Source organism: Alkanindiges hydrocarboniclasticus, from assembly GCF_001982605.1.
GTDB lineage: Bacteria > Pseudomonadota > Gammaproteobacteria > Pseudomonadales > Moraxellaceae > Alkanindiges > Alkanindiges hydrocarboniclasticus.
Window position 1 is genome coordinate 44,025 of sequence record NZ_MLCN01000030.1, and the last position, 16,111, is coordinate 60,135.

General features: G+C 45.3%; 13 protein-coding genes. 9 read left to right on the forward strand and 4 right to left on the reverse strand.

Annotated elements, in window-relative coordinates; genetic code table 11:
* Positions 1–11: 11 nt before the first annotated feature.
* A complete protein-coding gene (locus BKE30_RS11895) occupies positions 12–1,226 on the reverse strand; it encodes an alkane 1-monooxygenase (protein ID WP_227518400.1) in 1,215 nt (404 codons plus the stop codon).
* A gap of 168 nt (positions 1,227–1,394) precedes the next feature.
* Between BKE30_RS11895 and BKE30_RS11900 the strand changes: the two genes are divergently transcribed.
* The 5 genes from BKE30_RS11900 to BKE30_RS11920 all read left to right on the forward strand — a co-directional run bounded on the left by BKE30_RS11900 (position 1,395) and on the right by BKE30_RS11920 (position 7,003).
* Entirely contained in the window at positions 1,395–2,366 is a 972-nt protein-coding gene (locus tag BKE30_RS11900) for an AraC family transcriptional regulator (RefSeq protein WP_076878808.1), read from the forward strand.
* 291 nt (positions 2,367–2,657) lie between these two features.
* The gene (locus tag BKE30_RS11905) at positions 2,658–4,565 is read left to right on the forward strand and encodes a phosphotransferase (protein WP_076878809.1); all 1,908 of its coding nucleotides are present in this window, start codon (positions 2,658–2,660) and stop codon (positions 4,563–4,565) included.
* A 16-nt stretch (positions 4,566–4,581) separates the two neighbouring features.
* Positions 4,582–5,076 carry an HAD hydrolase family protein gene (locus BKE30_RS11910; RefSeq protein WP_076878810.1) on the forward strand — a complete coding sequence of 165 codons (495 nt, stop codon included), beginning with the start codon at positions 4,582–4,584 and terminating at the stop codon, positions 5,074–5,076.
* A 27-nt stretch (positions 5,077–5,103) separates the two neighbouring features.
* Entirely contained in the window at positions 5,104–5,853 is a 750-nt protein-coding gene (locus tag BKE30_RS11915) for a glycosyltransferase family 2 protein (RefSeq protein WP_076878811.1), read from the forward strand.
* 88 nt (positions 5,854–5,941) lie between these two features.
* On the forward strand, positions 5,942–7,003 hold the full coding sequence (locus BKE30_RS11920) for a WavE lipopolysaccharide synthesis family protein (RefSeq protein ID WP_076878812.1): 1,062 nt from the start codon (positions 5,942–5,944) through the stop codon (positions 7,001–7,003).
* A gap of 100 nt (positions 7,004–7,103) precedes the next feature.
* On the opposite strand, the gene zapE is transcribed toward BKE30_RS11920, so the two are convergent.
* The 3 genes from zapE to BKE30_RS11935 form a co-directional block, all read right to left on the reverse strand.
* Positions 7,104–8,237 (reverse strand): cell division protein ZapE, encoded by a 1,134-nt coding sequence (gene zapE / locus BKE30_RS11925; protein WP_076878813.1) that lies wholly within the window; start codon positions 8,235–8,237, stop codon positions 7,104–7,106.
* 104 nt (positions 8,238–8,341) lie between these two features.
* The gene (locus tag BKE30_RS11930) at positions 8,342–8,995 is read right to left on the reverse strand and encodes an alpha/beta hydrolase (protein ID WP_083698558.1); all 654 of its coding nucleotides are present in this window, start codon (positions 8,993–8,995) and stop codon (positions 8,342–8,344) included.
* Positions 8,996–9,243: 248 nt separating this feature from the next.
* Positions 9,244–10,290, reverse strand: a complete 1,047-nt coding sequence (locus tag BKE30_RS11935; protein WP_076878814.1) for an AraC family transcriptional regulator — start codon at positions 10,288–10,290, stop codon at positions 9,244–9,246.
* A 274-nt stretch (positions 10,291–10,564) separates the two neighbouring features.
* Here BKE30_RS11935 and BKE30_RS11940 point away from each other — a divergent pair, with 274 nt between their 5' ends.
* The 4 genes from BKE30_RS11940 (at position 10,565) to BKE30_RS11955 (ending at position 16,053) form a co-directional block, all read left to right on the forward strand.
* Entirely contained in the window at positions 10,565–12,100 is a 1,536-nt protein-coding gene (locus tag BKE30_RS11940) for a flavin-containing monooxygenase (protein ID WP_227518399.1), read from the forward strand.
* A 455-nt stretch (positions 12,101–12,555) separates the two neighbouring features.
* Positions 12,556–14,715, forward strand: a complete 2,160-nt coding sequence (ovoA, locus tag BKE30_RS11945; protein WP_198938080.1) for a 5-histidylcysteine sulfoxide synthase — start codon at positions 12,556–12,558, stop codon at positions 14,713–14,715.
* A 150-nt stretch (positions 14,716–14,865) separates the two neighbouring features.
* Positions 14,866–15,312, forward strand: a complete 447-nt coding sequence (locus BKE30_RS15880) for a hypothetical protein (protein ID WP_076878816.1) — start codon at positions 14,866–14,868, stop codon at positions 15,310–15,312.
* Between the two features lie 3 nt (positions 15,313–15,315).
* Complete coding sequence (locus BKE30_RS11955) at positions 15,316–16,053, forward strand: hypothetical protein (RefSeq protein WP_076878817.1); 738 nt, start codon at positions 15,316–15,318, stop codon at positions 16,051–16,053.
* The last annotated feature ends 58 nt before the right edge of the window (positions 16,054–16,111 follow it).

The following is a 16,111-nucleotide window of genomic DNA, read 5'->3' on the forward strand; positions in this document are numbered from 1 at the left end:
TTACAAGTGGCTTAAACTGTTTCGGCAGGCTTGGCCAGTTTATTGAGCAGTTGATCCACCACCCCATATTTGGCAAACAGGCGGGCACGCGCCTTGGGATGCACATTAGCCTTGTTCAAGTCGCCTTTATAATGATCAACCACACGTTGATCCATCAGCTTGAACCACCACTGTGGAATGATGGCAGGCAGCAACAATGAGGAATAACCGGCGGGTAACTGCGGAACATCCTCAAAATGACGTAATGCCTGAAATGCACGGGTTGGATAGGCATGATGATCAGAATGACGCTGCAACTGATACAGGAACAGGTTAGTGACCATGCTGTTACTGTTCCAGCTATGCTCAGGCATGGTACGGACATATTTGCCATCCGCTAACTGTTCACGCTTTAAGCCATAATGTTCAAGATAGTTAATCACCTCAAACAGGGTAAAACCATATACGGCCTGAGTTGCCATATAGGGAATAACACGACGGCCAAACAGGGCAATCATGCTGGCATGAAAGGCCGCAGACATTGCCCAGCCCTGTAACAGTTCATTGTCTAAGGACCAGAACTGTTTACCTTTACGCTCTAAGCGGCGGCTTTCAATTTCAATTGCAGATTTAAAACTACCTACTACTGTGCGTGGCCAGAACTGCCAGAAGCTTTCACCCATTTGCGAAGATGCCGGATCTTCCGGGGTGGCTACGCGGCGGTGGTGCCCATAAGGATGCTCTATACGGAAATGAATATAACCGGTTGGTAAAAGCGCCAGATGTGATAAATAATGATAGACTTTTTCGGATTTGTGGCTGAGTTCATGGGCCGTATTTAAGGCAATGCCATTGACTGCGCCAACAGACATGCCGAGAATGACTTGATCAATTAAGGGGGTTCCCTTACGGCTGGCTGCATACGCGCCCACCACTGTTGCCAGATATTGTGCCGGAATATAGGCCTTAACAATACGCATGTAATACGGATCGTTTTCCAGCTCTTTAATCGCTTCTTCCGGATGGTTTTCGGCATCTGCGCCTACGATTTTATCAATCAGCGGAATAACACCATGCAGCATAATTGGACCAAGTGCAGACAAGGCACGCAGCTTTTTGGGTGCAATGGCATAACCCGTGGCAGCCGCAAGGCCAATCATGGGCAAGGCTGGACTCAACAACCACAAATAACGCTTGGGATCTTTATGTTTGGCTTTTTCAGTGGCTCGTTGTTTTAGCAAGGCCATCGGGGTGTTGGCGTTCATGAAACTTCACTCCGGCATTCATATACTCTATGACCTTATCATTGACCAATGGTAGAATAACTACCAGTGGTGATCGTCCAAAAAATCTATTGCAGACGCTTTTGACATCATTTGCGATAAAAACCAAAACATTGCACAGCAGAGCCAGCCATGGATGCCTTAAGTAAAATTCTGGATGATATACACATGCGCGGTGCCGAATATCTGTATATTTCGGGCCGTAATGACTGGCACTTTTGTCTGGATACGCAAGGCGAATTTGTTTTTCACATCATGCTGTTTGGTCATGCCATGCTGCATATTGACCCGCAGGCATCTTCCACTGCGCCAGCACCGCAGGCCATTCAGGGCGGTGATATTGTCATTATTCCCAGCGGCAAGAAACATCATGTCTATGGCTGTAGCCCCAATGCCGTGCATATTAAGCCGCATGACCTGTACCCCGAATTTAACGGCCATCGCAATGATCCGGTATTGTTGGGTGATTCAGGGCGCGGCCAAACACTGCTGCTGAGTATTCGCTGTTTGCTGGATGTGGACATGGCACGGCCACTGCTGACTGCCCTGCCTGTGGTAATGACCATTAGCAATGCCATGGGCACAGGAGCGCCGCCATGGTTACAGATTGGCCTGCAATTTCTGGCGCTGGAAGCCGAACGCAGCCGCCCCGGACGCGATACCCTGCTCAACCGGCTAGTGGGTATGCTGCTAATAGAATGCGTGCGCGACCACATTGAACAGTTACCGGAAGGTTCGGAAAACTGGCTGACCGCGCTGCGTGACCCGCAACTGGCACCCGTATTAAGCGCAATCCATGCCGCACCGGAAAAACCATGGACCGTGGCCGAGCTGGCCAGCCTGGCGTTTATGTCACGCTCGGCATTTGCCGAACGCTTTAGTACCACCATGGGTGAAACACCGCTGGCTTATCTGGCAGCCCACCGTTTGCGTCTGGCAGCATGGCATTTACGTGAAAGTCAGATTTATAACAACCAGCAGAGCATTGCACGCATTGCCGAAAAAGTCGGTTATGCTTCGGAAACCTCATTTAGCCAAGCCTTTAAGCGTTTTTACGGCTACTCTCCCAGCCAGTATCGCAAGCAAAATCCTGACCCCTCTTAAACTGCGTCCTGCATCACAGCTTGTAATGACATTTTTGTTAATGAAGCTATTTTTTTTAAACCATTATTAAATAAAAATTATTTGATCAAATACTTTCAGAAACCTGTACAACCCTTATAAAAACCAGCTTTAGGCGTAACAATGACTACAAATTGTTCGTGTTTCCACACAATTTGTAAAACGACAATACCTGCGCTTTTCGCCTTTAATCAGCTCTTCAACACACAGACTTAATAAAACAACTTTGATTCTGCTTGTGGCGGTTTGATTTTAAAAACGAGGCAATGATAAATGACTCAGGCTCTTGCTGCGGATGTGTTTTGCCAGAAATTTCCTGTTGTCTTTGACTGGACCATTTTAATTGAAAGTCATCATCTGGATTTTGCCGAATTAAACAGCCTGAACTGTCACTCTACGGCATGGTCGATGAGTAAGGGCAAACCTTTAATTTATGCCCAGATTGAAAACCTGATTGGTCATGGCTTTAAAAAATTCCTGATTGCCCTGTTTCAGGTTGACAGCATTGTCAAACAGCAAATCCAGCAGCTCCAGTCATTGTATCCGGCTTGCACCTTTAAGTGCCTTCAGGTGCGGGATTCGTGGTTTTTTGAACAGACTGACGGCTTGTCAGTGCAGGGTGAAAAATACCTGCAACACTATATTAATATCTTTTTACGCCATAACCCGGTTAATCCCTCGTTTGTCTGGATACAAAAAATTCAGAGCCGCAGCTTTAACCCATTGCAATATCTGAAAATTGATCCACACCATTCCTGCCCACTGGTCTGGGTTAAAGAAGCCAAACCGGCACCTAAACAGCAAGATACCAGTAACCCAGCCCATGCAACCAAAACCCCTACTGAGCCGCCCTGTGAAACACTGGGTTTCTGGCTGGATGTTAAAGGTTTTGCACATCGTTACCGCACCTTAACCACAACCTCCCAGCCTGTGCAGGGCTCCAGAATTCAGGCGTGTTTCCAGCAGGTAAAGCAGCACTGTGAGGAAATTTTGCTGCCGCTGGAAGACTGTAACTCCGCTACAGAGCCAAATACCGATAGCATGGTGGCCAGCCGCTGCTTTAACCGGGTGTCTATTGACCAAAAAATGGGCATAGTGATTAAGCAATCCAGTGAAGTACAAAAAATACAGCAGGAAGTGAATTTTTATCAAAACCTGCCAGCGCATTTGCAGATTTATTTTCCACGGCTGGTCGATTCTGGCGTTCATACTGGCATAAGTAATGCGGATACAGTAAATCGTACAGCGTGGTATTCACTAGAATATTATCCCTACAAATCCTTGTCACAGTACTTTGTGTACTATGCCCTGCCTATTGATAGCTGGAACAGCATTTTTGACCGCCTGCTGTTTATTCATCAGCAATTTACCAAAACTGCCAGCCTGCACTCCAGTCAACCATCTCTTAAGCCACCATTTATTGACAGTAATGCACTTAACCAGTTTTATGCGCAAAAACTCAGTGCGCGACTCACACAAGCAAAAACCAGTGCCGCACTTGAGCAAATTCTGGCTGCCGAAACCATTTGCTTAAACGGACAAATTCTACAAGGTTTTAACACCCTGCAACCCTGGTTAATGCAACAGATTAAGCAGCTCAGCACCAATGTTGAAATGAGCTTTGTCCATGGCGACCTGTGTTTTTCCAATCTCCTGTTTGAACCCGGCAGTGGCGTACTACGATTGATTGACCCGCGTGGTGATTTTATGGGTTCAGTGAATCAGGGTGATCCACGTTACGACCTTGCCAAGGTGCTGCATTCTGTTCATGGCCGCTACGATTTTATTATCAATGATCTATTTCGGCTGGAGCAGGATGGCTTAAATTTTGAACTCAGCATGCCGCAATCCGATTATCTGGAAACATTACAAAATCTGCTGTTTGACAAAATCAGGGCACAAACACCGTATGCAGTACCTGAGCTGATCTTGCTGGAAAGCCTGCTGTTTTTAACCATGTTGCCCCTGCACCATGACCAGCCTAAACGCCAGATTGCCTTTTTATTGACTGGCCTCAAGCTGCTTAACGGCGTGTATCACAAGGTTTGCCTAGACAATAAAGATGCATTTAACGGTCACACTGCATTACCCAATAGTGCATCCCTCAAACCAGCACAGGCCTTGCCAGTTGGACTGGGCCCTGTAAAAACACCAGTCATAGAAACAGTGATTTCAGTATAAAAACAAGAGGTTAAACATGCGATTATGTATTGATATTGACGGTACGCTGTGTGAAATCAGACAGGCCACCCAGACTTATGCCGATGTACAACCATTGCCCGGCGCGGTAGAAAAATTAAAAGCCCTGCGCAAGGCTGGTCACTACATTATTCTGGCAACTGCCCGCCACATGAAAACCTGCGATGCCAATGTGGGAATGGTCATTGCCCGGCAGGGGAAAATCCTGTTGCAATGGCTGGAAGACCACCAGATTGAGTATGACGAAATCTGGTTTGGCAAGCCCAATGCCGATATTTACATCGATGATCGCGGCTACCGCTTTGGAGGTAACTGGCTCGACATCTCCATTGAGCAGCTTGGCGAACTGGTTATCCCTGATGCCGTCCAAGTCGTTAAAACTACTGACGCTGAAATTACTGATACTCAAACTACGCTTAACCACAACGCTAATCTTTCCAGACACGTGACTACACCTAGCATGCCTAGTACTGCTGTCACCGAAAGTGCCTGAAGCACAATCCGAATCAAGGAGTTTGAAATGAATATTGTTATTCCCATGGCTGGTGCGGGCTCACGGTTTAGTAAAGCAGGCTTTAAGATTCCAAAGCCCCTCATTGATGTGCAAGGTAAACCCATGTACCAGTGGGCGACCAATTCGCTTCCTCTGGAATATGCCTCACGGCTGATTTTTATTTTGCGTGAAGATGCCTTTACCGAGCAGATTATTGAAGACATTCACAAAACTTATGGCATGTTTGAACCGCGTATCAAGATTCTGGAAAACCTGACCCGGGGTCAGGCAGAAACCGTTTATCTGGCGCGCGATATGATGGACTTAAACCAGCCTACCCTCATTCACAATGCCGATACTGCTTTTCAGAGTATGGAAATGCCGGATGAGGATGTATTTGGTGGACTGGTGGTATTTGAGTCTGCCCTGAATGATGCTCGCTGGAGCTTTGCACGAACTCACGATGACCAGCCAGACCGTGTAGTTGAAGTCCGTGAAAAACAAATTATTTCGCGGCTTGCGTCAACAGGGACTTATTATTTTTCTGATACCGCGTGGATGCTGTATTCCATCAAACATTCCTTGATGAATGATATAACTGAACAGGGTGAGTTTTATATTGCCCCGCTGTATAACCGGGCCATTGAAAATGGGCATTATATCCAGTGTTTAAACTGCGAACATTTTACCTGTCTTGGTACACCGGAAGAACTGGAAAGTGCCTTGCCACGCATGCCCTTGCTCATGAACAGCCAGATTACCCAGATTGCGGTATAACCTGAGTCAGGTGCAAAACAACTCACAGACTTCTAATTCAAGCAGTCTACCAAAATAATCAGGTTACACTCTAGAAATGACAGGAAAAATGATTAAGCATCAGGATTTTTTCAAGTTAAATTCGGCGCAAATGATGCAGTATATCCAGTCTACTGCATTGCCGCATGCTTGCTTGCAGCATCCAGCAGCCTCACCTGACCAAACACAAAAACCAATTGATAGCCATGATATCAGTGTCGTGATTCAGGGGCCGGTTTTTACTAAGACCACCCCATTGGCTCCCCAAGGCATTACCCGGCAGGTGCTTAAAGCGCTCAGGCAACATTTGCCACATGCCACGCTGATTTTATCAACATGGAAAGACCAGCCAGTGGAAGGTCTGGATGCAGACATTATTTTGCAGCTTGATGATCCGGGAACCACCAATTTTTACAAACCCAATGCCAAGGCTGAAAACCTGTATAACAATGGCAACCGGCTGATTTTTTCAACCCAAGCCGGGCTGACACAGGTTAAGACGCCCTATACACTTAAAATCCGTAGCGACTTGCTGCTGTTTCATCCGCTATTTAGCAGTTACCTTAACCAGTTTCACCATGTGGACGCGCCATGGCATGTGCTGGAACAACGCATTATTGGGTTTCCCATTTATAGCCTGAAATATGAAAGTGCAAGTTTTAAAGACTTAAGCCCCAAAATTCAGCCACGGCCATTTCATGTGTCGGACTGGGCTTATTTTGGCTTAAGTACGGATATGCAAAAACTGTTTGATTGTCCACTTATGGAAGAACCCACCACCTCGCGCTGGTTTGAAACACGTCCCAAACCTGCCAATGACTTATGGCCAGATCGCCTGTGGCGCTACTCGCCAGAGCAATATATTGTGTCCAGTCTGGCACAGCGCAGTTTGGGCATTACTTTGGAACATGCCTCACAGGATGACGCTGATATTTTGCAATCTTCGGAGCGTTTTATTGCCAACAATTTCATCATACTGGATCAATACCAGTGGGGATTATGGTCGCTCAAGCTTGAGGTTTATCAGGATCAACTGCCGCCTGAGTTGTTAAAAGGTTTGTATAGCCATCAGGTCTGGTATCGGGATTACCAGAAATACAGTGTAAATACACCGAACCTGATGCAGGCTTAACTGCTACTTTCTAAATTAAAAAAGCCGCTTTATTCTGGATATCTATGGAATAAAGCGGCTGATTTATTTAAAAAGAACTGAATGCTGAAAACTAACGTAATTACACCTGACGATGCTCTGCCTGCAAGTATTCATCAGACTGCATTTCCAGCAAACGTGAACGGGTACGCTCAATTTCAAATGCCAGCTTTTTACCCTCATACAGCTCCAGAATAGATTGCTGCGCAGTGACAATCAGCTTGACCCGGCGATCATAAAACTCATCCACCAGATAAATCAGCCGTCGTGTGGCATCGGCAATATTGTCATTTAAAACGGGCACTTTACCCAGCAAAATGGTGTTGTAGGTATTGGCAAGCTCAATATAGTCTGCCGGGCTACGTGGTTTCATGCACAACTCGGCAAAATCACACCATAGCGTATCTTCAGTATGGCCCCGGGTTTCTATTAAGCGCTCATTGACAGTGATTGGCTCATCCGAATAGGTATGCTGACAGGTTAATGCGGCAAAGCGTTTTGCCATCCAGATTTCGGCGTCGTGAGTCAGGGGTGCTAAATACAGATTTGCCTGTTTCAGTACACGCAGGCGATAGTCAATACCCGCATCGACATTGAGTACCTTACACCGGTTTTTGATCATGGCAATGGCTGGCAAAAAGCGGTCACGGTGAATGCCGTTTTTATACAGGCCGTCCGGCGCAATATTGGAGGTCGCAATCAGCGTAATACCCCGGTCAAACAGCTTTTGAAACAGGTCGCTTAAAATCATGGCATCGGTGACATTGGTGACAAAAAACTCATCAAAGCAAATTACCACTGCATCTTTATAAATACGGTCTGCCACAGAATCCATGGGATCGCGCTGGCCAGTCAGGCTGTTAAGTTCCTTATGCACGCGCTGCATAAAATGATGAAAGTGCATGCGCATCTTGCGGCGAAATGGAATCGCCTCAAAAAACTGGTCCATCAGCCATGTTTTACCACGCCCCACGCCGCCCCACATATAAACCCCATTGGGAATGGGTGGCTGCATCAAACGACCAAAGGGTTTTCTGGACGCTTCATAGCGTTGCACCAGTTTTTGCCAGACCTCATCCAGTGCATGAATGGCCGCGCCCTGCTCTTCATCCGGCATAAACTGGCCAGACGCCAGCGCATCCGTATAGCGCTGCTCGGGAGAACGCGCATCCGGCGCATAAGGATTTTTGGGATGTTCTGGCGCTTCAATACTCATATAGGCTGCTCTAAAACTGCGGTTGACTCAGTAAATCCAAAAAACGCGGAACTGAAAATTTTTCAAACCAGATCAAAAATGCGTTAAAACCATATTCCAAAACTTCAGGGAAAATGCTGTGCCAATTGCTGGCCCAACTCCGGCAAATGCCCATGAAAAAAATGGCTGCAATTTGGCATCATAATCAGTGACAGGTCAAGCTGTGTTGCCCATGAAATCACCTCGGCAGGCGGTACAACTTCATCCGCATCACCCATCAGTACCACGGTATCCGGCTCAAGGCTTAAGTCATGCATAGGATAATGATGCACTGGCGGCGCAACCAGAAAGGTTTTAACCAGCTTAAAAGCAGTTAATTCTGCATTAATTTGCTGCTGGTTAAAGCGCGAGGCCACGGCTGCGGCAATATAGGCCCCAAAGGAGAACCCGGCCAGATACAGTTGGCGAGGTTTTGCATCAGGCTGGTTTTGAAACTGGTTTTGCTGGATTATCCAGTTGAGCACAGCCAAGGCATCATCAATTTCGCCAGTGCCATTGGCATGCTGTCCGGTACTGCTGCCCACACCACGAAAGTTAAAGGTGACAACCGACACATTCTGGTTTTTAAAAAAACGTGCCAGCGTGGTTACTACTTTGTTATCCATAGTACCGCCAAATAGCGGATGCGGATGGCAAATCAGCACCACATCGTCAGACTTTTGCCAAAGCGCCCGCACTTGCAATGAACCGGCTGGCGCAGCAATCTGGATATCGCTCATGGCTATGGCCCTCAAGCCCTAATACAAATCAAAACCGTAACATCAAAAGACTTCATTCATTAATGATTACCTGATATTCGGCCATTTCAACCAATCTAAAACCTTATTGTTGAAAGAGTCCTAATACAAGAAATCCCTATCAGTCTTTATCACTAAAACCAGTGAAAAGCAGAGTGGTATATTACGGGGTTTGCCTCACAGTTGTAATAGCGTAAGACTAAAATCTAATCATTAAACCAAACAGAAACTTATTTTTTTACAGCCTGTTTACCTTGCTGTGCCTTACGGTACTGCTTGGGACTTTGTTCACTCCAGCGCATAAAGGCATGCGCAAAGGCCGAGGCTTCGTTGTAATGCAGTTTTTCTGCAATCTGCTCAATGGAATCATTGCTGGACAACAGCAACTGGCAGGCCTGCTCAAACCGCAGTTGGTCACGCAACTTGCGAAAACTGGTGTCCTGCTCAGCCAGCCGATAACGCAAAGTACGCTCTGATAGGCCCAGTGCAGTAGCAACCGCGGCGATAGGTGGCAAAAAATGTCGCTGCATTTTTAAATAATCCAGCACCTGTTCCTTAATGGATACACCCTGTTGCTCTTCCTGCAAATACTGCTGGAGCACCTCATCACACTGCTGGCGGTAACGCTGATGTGTGGCAGCATCGGCTACCATAATCGGGAGATTCAAATTCGCTGTTTTGCAGTAAAAAGCCCCATATGGCTGGTCAAAATACAATGGCACCTCATAAAACTGCTGGTATTGCTGCAAGATATGTTCATTTCGCGGCGTGCTAAATGGCAAATCAATCCGTTCAAGCGGAATCTGCATACCCAGTGCCGCCTGCATGTCTTTCAGCAGTTTCAAAGTGCCGGCAATTTCAGCATCGGCCCGAAAGCGATGCAATACCGGATCAGTTTCCAGTGAATCATAGGTGAGGATGGTTAAATCCTGCTGCTGGCTTAAGGCAAGCTTGCCAAATAAAAAAGTGATTTTTTGATAATAAACACCCAGCCGCATGGCAGCCTGCAAATCCGGGCTGGTCATCAGCAACATCAGTAATGGGCCATAGCCTGCCAGATTAAACTGCTGACCAATATAAAGGCCAATGGCCGGATGGCGAATTTGCCCGACAAGCTGCTTTTGAATGGCATATTCCAGCTCAAGGTCAATGGCGGCTGATGGATCAAGCTGTGTGATATCCAGTGCCAAATTGTGCAAGATGGCTTGCATATCCTCTCCGGCAGCCTGCAATCCCTGCAATAAATATAACAACCCCAGTACCGAGCGTTTGGCCATAGCTTCCCTATCTGATTACCTTATACGCATGGTTAATTGGCCTGACCATCACAGCTAGACATATGATAGATACAGTCGCTACTAAAAATTTTTACTGGGCAAATTTCACTAAACAGAATATTTAGCACAGTTTACAAAAAAGTGCTTTTGCCGAAAAAAACAATTTCCATGTCAACCTTAGCATGGTTTATCATCGCGCACTTATTTAGTATTGCCCCCAGATTATATTTTTTCTTTAAAAAATGTCTTACCTATTGTTGCCCAGGAGCCTGACATGAATGCTTCAGTAAACCCAAAAATGAATGGTGGACCGTCCTCCGATGCATCCCGCGTGCTGGAAATGGTCATTATTGGCGCTGGTTTTGGTGGTCTGGGCATGGCAATCCGCATGCTACAGGAAGGCCGTAAAGACTTTTTGTTGCTGGAAAAAGCCGATGATGTCGGTGGAACATGGCGCGAAAACAGCTATCCGGGTGCAGCCTGCGATGTGCAATCCCATATGTATTCGTTTTCCTTTGCGCCTAAGACCGACTGGTCCAAGCGTTACGCCGAACGTCCTGAGATTTATAACTATATTCAGGAAACCACTGAAAAATTTGGCTTGCGTCAATATTTGAAATTCAATGCCGAAGTGGTTGGCGCCCAGTTTGATGAACAAAATGCATTCTGGACATTAAACCTAAAAGACGGCTCTGTGCTGACAACCAAATTTGTCGTGCTGGCATCTGGCCCGCTACATGTGCCGCAAATTCCAAACTATAAAGGTATGGAAAAGTTCAAGGGCAAGATTTTCCACTCCGCGCAGTGGGATCACAGTTATGACCTGACCGGCAAGAAAGTGGCCTCTATTGGCACTGGCGGTAGTGCAATTCAATATATTCCAGAAATCGCCCCACTGGTAAAACAACTGGACGTTTACCAGCGCACACCAGCCTGGGTGATTCCGCGTGATGAACGTAAATATGGCAACTTCGATAAAGCATTGTTTGAAAAAGTACCGTTTGCCCGCCAGATTCACCGTGCGCGTTTGTACTGGAGCAATGAATCCCGTGTGATGCCGATTTTCCATCCCAAGATTATGGAAACCGCACAAAAAGCCATTGAGCTGTTTATTCGCTATCAGGTGAAAGGCGACAAGGCACTGGCCAAAAAATTAACACCAAACTATGTGATGGGCTGTAAGCGCATTCTGATTTCCAATAAATACTACCCAACGTTTACCCGCAAAAATGTTGACCTGATTCTGGACAGCATTCAGGAGTTTACTGAAACCGGTATTATTACCCGCGATGGTACGCATCGTGAAGCGGACTGTGTGGTACTGGGTACAGGCTTTATTGTTGACCCGCGCATTTACATGAAGGATTTCCCATGCACGGGTTTAAATGGCCGTGAACTGATGAATGACTGGAAAGATGGCGCTGAAGCATTTTATGGTATTAGTGTGGCAGGCTATCCCAACCTGTTCCAGCTGGTTGGGCCAAATACGGCGCTAGGTCATAACTCCATTATCTTTATGATTGAAGCACAGGCCAACTATATTCTGGACGCGATTAAAACCGTTGAGAAGAAAAAGGCCGACTATCTGGATGTTAAACCAGACGTTCAAGCCGAATTTAATGACAACGTGCAGAAAAAACTTAAAGGCACAGTATGGCAAAATGGTGGTTGTGTGAGCTGGTATCAGCAGGCTGACGGCAAAAACTTTACCATCTGGCCGGGTTATACCTGGCGCTACTGGATGGAAACCCGCAAGATCAAGCCAAGTGCCTATAACTTTGTGAAAGTAAAAGCCAAGCAAGCTGTTTAATACTGGCCGCTGTGTTAAGAAAGAGTCGCTTTGGCGGCTCTTTTTATATTTGCCAGATAATTTTAAAGTTCAATAAAAGCAATTCATTAGCAAAATACTTACTTTATCTTAAAATTGGCAGATACCAATTTACTAAGCAGCACACTATATATCGTTACTTAACAATATAAGAAAATCTGGCAGTCTAGCTTAAGTCATTGCACTACCACGCAACTGGTCTTTTTTAATATTGATTGCTAAATATTAATTTTAAATTGGGGTTTAATCACAGGCCTTAAAATCTTGAGCATATGGTGCAGCCCATGTCTATTTTTTAAGTTGGCCTGTTCTCATCACTGAGGAGCTTAATGATGTTTTCAGAAACATCGGTTCAGAGAAAAATAAATTCAAATCCAGATCGTATTAAAAAAGATCATAACCAAAATTCCCCTAACACTGCTGTGCGCAAATCCGCAATGGATGTTCAACAGGATCATCCGCGAAATATGCTAAAGACTCCCGCCCTATTCTCACGCACGCCCAATCTACGCGATAGTGACGAAACCGAAATGCGCAGTACCTTGCGGCATTATTTTCTGGATACCTTTAATACGTATGAATCCCTGTTTGACTGCCTTGCCAGTGATAACGCGTTTTATACCAAATCCATTAGCCTGCGCCATCCACTGATTTTTTATTATGGTCATACCGCTACATTTTTTATTAATAAGTTATTGCTTACCCGATTAATTAGCCAGCGTGTTGATGAGCGCATGGAATCCATTTTTGCGGTGGGCGTGGATGAAATGAGCTGGGACGACCTGAATGATGCCAATTATAGCTGGCCCAAAGTGCATGAAGTTAAGGCGTATCGGGACAAGGTGCGTCAATTGGTGCTGGAGTTAATTGACCACGCCCCACTGCAAATGCCGATTGACTGGGATAACCCGTGGTGGGCCATTATCATGGGAATTGAGCATGAACGCATTCATCTGGAGACCTCATCCGTACTAATCCGCCAGCATCATCTTTCAATGGTTAAACCATCACTCAAGTGGCAGCCCAACCGGATTAGCGGCCCTGCGCCAGAGAATCAATTGATGAGTGTTGCCGCTGGCAAAGTGCTGCTGGGTAAGGATAAAACCAGCCCTTTTTATGGCTGGGATAATGAATATGGCGTACACGAAGCAGATATTAGTGCCTTTAAAGCATCAGAGTATTTGGTAAGTAATCAGGAGTTTCTGGAATTTGTGAATATTGGGGGCTACCAGAAACCCGAATATTGGACTGAAGAAGGCCACGGCTGGCTAGCGTTTAGCAAGGCACAATATCCGACGTTTTGGCGTAAAAAGCCGGATGGCTGGTATTTGCGCCTAATGACGGCCGAAGCCACTATGCCATGGGATTGGCCCGTGGAAGTGAACTATCATGAAGCCAAGGCATTTTGTAACTGGAAAAAGTTGCAGACAGGTCAGCCAGTGCGCTTGCCTACTGAAGATGAATGGTATCGGTTGTATGATGTGTCAGGTATGCAGGAAATTGGATCAACTGCCGCCCCTGCCAATTTACATTTAGATCATGGTGCATCGCCCTGCCCGGTTAATCAGTTTAAACATGGTGATTTTTATGATGTAGTGGGCAATGTGTGGCAATGGACAGAAACACCGATTTATCCATTTGAAGGCTTTGACGTGCATCCGATTTATGATGACTTCACCACACCAACCTTTGATGAACGGCATAACCTGATTAAGGGTGGCTCCTGGATTTCTAGCGGTAATGAAAGCCTGCGGTCATCGCGTTACGCATTTCGTCGACATTTTTTTCAGCATGCCGGTTTTCGCTATGTTGTATCCGGAGATATTAACCCTGTGCCAAGCTCACATTATGAAACTGACAAATTGATGTCGGAATATGCCGAATTCCACTATGGCGATGAATACTTCGGTGTAGCCAATTTTAGTAAGGCGCTAGTTGATTTGTCCATGCAAACGCTGAATACTCCTGAGCTTCAGCAACTACCAAGACACAAAGCACTGGATTTAGGCTGTGCATCTGGCCGCGCCACATTTGAACTGGCACAATATTTTGATGACGTGACAGGTGTTGATTTTTCAGCCCGCTTTATTGGTCAGGCCGTTCAACTGGCCAATGGGGCCACCTTGCGTTATACCTTAATTGATGAAGGCGAGCTGGTTTCCTATAAATCACGCACGCTTGCTGATCTTGGCCTGAGCAATACGACCGCTAAAGTTGAATTTTTTCAGGGTGATGCCTGTAATTTAAAACCGGTACTGACAGGTTATGACTTTATTATGGCTGCCAATTTAATTGACCGTTTGTATGATCCGGCCAAGTTTTTAAACCATATTCACGAACGCTTAAATATTGGTGGCGTACTAATGCTGGCCTCGCCCTATACATGGCTTAGCGAACATACCCCTCGTAAGGACTGGATTGGCGGCTTTAAAAAGGATGGTGAAACCTTTAGCACATTTGATGGTTTGCAAGCCCTGCTGAGCCAGCACTTCCAACTAATTCAGCAACCTGTAGAAGTGGCGTTTGTCATTCGGGAAACCAAGCGTAAATTTCAGCATACCTTGTCTGAAGTGACCTTTTGGCAGCGCATGATCTGAGAAACTATTTAACCTTGTGTTCATCAACTGCTGTGTGATGAATTATATGTATGTTTAGTGTCAATCCATACCGTAATTGTTTTGACGCTAAGACTGCTTTTAATTATATTTCCAGCGTTAAAACATCTAACTTAATAAAAGGTAAATATAATGAAAATGTATAAATTTCCACTAGCCGCTATTGTTTTGCTATTAAGTGCCTGCGGCGGCGGTGGAAGTGGCGACAGCTTTAACTCGTCTTTTAATGGCGAAGTCACTGTGAATGGAACCAAATATCAGTGCCCTAGCCAAAGAACCTACGATAATTGTAGCAACTCTACCAATCGCGATTGTTCAGGGTGTACCACAGATTCAGATACCAATGGATCAACTATTACTACAGCCTGTACTGCCACCACTTCTACTATCTATCAGGTTACACAGGATGGCTGTACTGTTAACCTCTCATCAGGCCAACAAACAGGTGTTTGCGTATCGGGTAGTTTGCGGCTGTTAAGTGGCACAGGATTTACTAAAGCACAAGTGAGTTCGCAAGGTGTTAGCTTTGCAAATGGTGTAAGCATTAATGGCGTATCGCTTAAATGCTCTGCTAATTAATAAATGATCTACTCGTTTAAATTAAATTTTGCTATTGCGATTTGCGCTTTTGGATTGGGTTATTTTGCTGCCCAATTCAAGGCCAATCAGCCCTTGGATTCTTCAGATCCACCCAAAGATGTTATACAGAGTCCTTTAGAAAAAATTAGTACAGATAACGCCTCTCATACGACAGCAGTTTTAAACAATATTGTGCAAGCGGAGCAATCAGGCAAGCTTATTAATCAGAGCAATGTGACTGACATTCAAAATATTGTGGCGAAAGCCCCCGAACAAACTATCAATACCTATTTAAAAAAAGCTTTTCCGAACGCAGATTTATCGGGTATTAAAGATAAAAGACAGTTTACCAATCGTCTCATTAATGAATTGAGCGATATCGACAAAATTGAGAATAAGCTTTCAGGTCAGCTCGCTGTATCAAGCAATCAGTTAATGCCCAGACAATCAGAAAATTTAGCGCAAGTTTATAAAAGTCAGGAAATTTTTGCGCACTTTGACACTATGGGAAAATTTCCCCAAGACAGTCAGGTTTTTGTCCGGTGGGTTAATCGGGATACAGGAGAAATCCTGTTATTTACCCCTACCACAGTTAATGCAGGCAGTCAGCAAAACTGGACTAGTTTTTCCCCTGACAAGGGCTGGAAAGCTGGAAATTATGACGTTAAGTATTATCAAATGAATAATGATTTAACCCCAATTGCGCAGACCTCTTTCACTATTAAACAGGTTATTCAATAATTTAAATTTAGCCGATAGTTTTAAATATAAATATTTCGATACCGATTCATGAAAACTA

Bases quoted from the DNA above. Each gene is read 5' to 3' on its own strand.
- BKE30_RS11915 (WP_076878811.1), top strand. From the start codon at position 5,104: ATGAATATTGTTATTCCCATGGCTGGTGCGGGCTCACGGTTTAGTAAA.
- BKE30_RS11910 (WP_076878810.1), top strand. From the start codon at position 4,582: ATGCGATTATGTATTGATATTGACGGTACGCTGTGTGAAATCAGACAG.
- zapE (WP_076878813.1), bottom strand. From the start codon at position 8,237: ATGAGTATTGAAGCGCCAGAACATCCCAAAAATCCTTATGCGCCGGAT.
- BKE30_RS11900 (WP_076878808.1), top strand. From the start codon at position 1,395: ATGGATGCCTTAAGTAAAATTCTGGATGATATACACATGCGCGGTGCC.
- BKE30_RS11940 (WP_227518399.1), top strand. From the start codon at position 10,565: ATGAATGCTTCAGTAAACCCAAAAATGAATGGTGGACCGTCCTCCGAT.
- BKE30_RS11905 (WP_076878809.1), top strand. From the start codon at position 2,658: ATGACTCAGGCTCTTGCTGCGGATGTGTTTTGCCAGAAATTTCCTGTT.
- BKE30_RS11895 (WP_227518400.1), bottom strand. From the start codon at position 1,226: ATGGCCTTGCTAAAACAACGAGCCACTGAAAAAGCCAAACATAAAGAT.
- ovoA (WP_198938080.1), top strand. From the start codon at position 12,556: ATGGATGTTCAACAGGATCATCCGCGAAATATGCTAAAGACTCCCGCC.
- BKE30_RS11955 (WP_076878817.1), top strand. From the start codon at position 15,316: ATGATCTACTCGTTTAAATTAAATTTTGCTATTGCGATTTGCGCTTTT.
- BKE30_RS11920 (WP_076878812.1), top strand. From the start codon at position 5,942: ATGATTAAGCATCAGGATTTTTTCAAGTTAAATTCGGCGCAAATGATG.
- BKE30_RS15880 (WP_076878816.1), top strand. From the start codon at position 14,866: ATGAAAATGTATAAATTTCCACTAGCCGCTATTGTTTTGCTATTAAGT.
- BKE30_RS11935 (WP_076878814.1), bottom strand. From the start codon at position 10,290: ATGGCCAAACGCTCGGTACTGGGGTTGTTATATTTATTGCAGGGATTG.
- BKE30_RS11930 (WP_083698558.1), bottom strand. From the start codon at position 8,995: ATGAGCGATATCCAGATTGCTGCGCCAGCCGGTTCATTGCAAGTGCGG.